Consider the following 1,153-nt stretch of genomic DNA (forward strand, 5'->3'; position numbering starts at 1 on the left):
AAAATATGACTGGTCGTGCCTGACATAATCGTGGCCGTGTTGGTCGTGCCCGCGTCATCGCTCGCCCAGGCACTGTCGTCCCTGAACCCCAGCAACAACCGGCCGATCGAGCCGCCATCCTGAGTATAGCTGTCATTACCGGTGCCCATAACGACTTCGCCCGTGACCACATCCAGCCCGTCGACGGTGAAGGTGTCGTCGTCACCGCCCAGATTAACATGTCGTCCAATTGTGGCATCATTCAGCGTGACGATGTCGGAACCACTGCTCGTGAGGATGTCAAAGGCAATCGAGGCCCCAGCCTCAACGGTGATGGTGTCCACCCCGGTGCTGCCCACAATGCTGCCGGTGATCGTGCCCGCATTGATCGTTGCCATATCAGCGGCTGCATCTACGGATGAGCCCGCCGTGGCTAGCCGCAGATCATTGATCGTGCCGCCATTCATGGTAAACACATCCGCCCCGGTGCCCATCACCACATCACCGGTGACCACATCCAGCCCATCGATGGTGAAGGTGTCGTCGTCACCGCCCAGATCGACATTGCCGCCCACCGTCGCATCATTCAGATTGACAGTGTCAACACCGTTACCAGTGCTGATGGATCCACCGACAGATGTGCCGTTCACGGTAACCACATCGGCATCATTGCCGGTGGTAATGGTTCCGCCGACAGAGGCTCCTGCCTCGATGGTGATAATGTCGATGCCGCCCGTGCCGTAAATATGACTGTTGACCGTCCCGGTGTTAATCGTGGCTGTGTTGGTCGTGCCGGCATCATCTGTGGTCGCCCAGCTGGAATTGTTCCGGAACCCCAGCCGCAGTTCATTGATACTGGTCCCATCCATGGTGAAGGTGTCATTGCCGCTTCCCATGGTCACAACGCCGTTGACCCCACCTGTCCCGGTGATGTCGAATGTGTCATCACCGCCGCCCAGATTAACATTGCTGCCGATGATCGTGCTGTTCACAGTGAGCGTATCGGTATCATTGCCGGTGAAGATGCCACCGCCAACTGTGGCTCCCGTCTCAACGGTGATGATGTCGATGCCGCCCGTGCCAAAAATATGACTGGTCGTGCCTGACATAATCGTGGCCGTGTTGGTCGTGCCCGCGTCATCGCTCGCCCAGGCACTGTCGTCCCTGAACCCCA

The 1,153-nt window shown here is 58.2% G+C and carries 1 protein-coding gene; it reads right to left on the reverse strand.

All coding sequences use genetic code 11. From position 1 onward, the window contains the following. Positions 1 to 1,088: beta strand repeat-containing protein (locus ACR0C6_RS21310; protein WP_480621101.1), on the reverse strand; the 1,088-nt coding region annotated here is incomplete at its 3' end. Positions 1,089 to 1,153: the final 65 nt, after the last annotated feature.

This window comes from Ruegeria sp. AL12, from assembly GCF_056540885.1.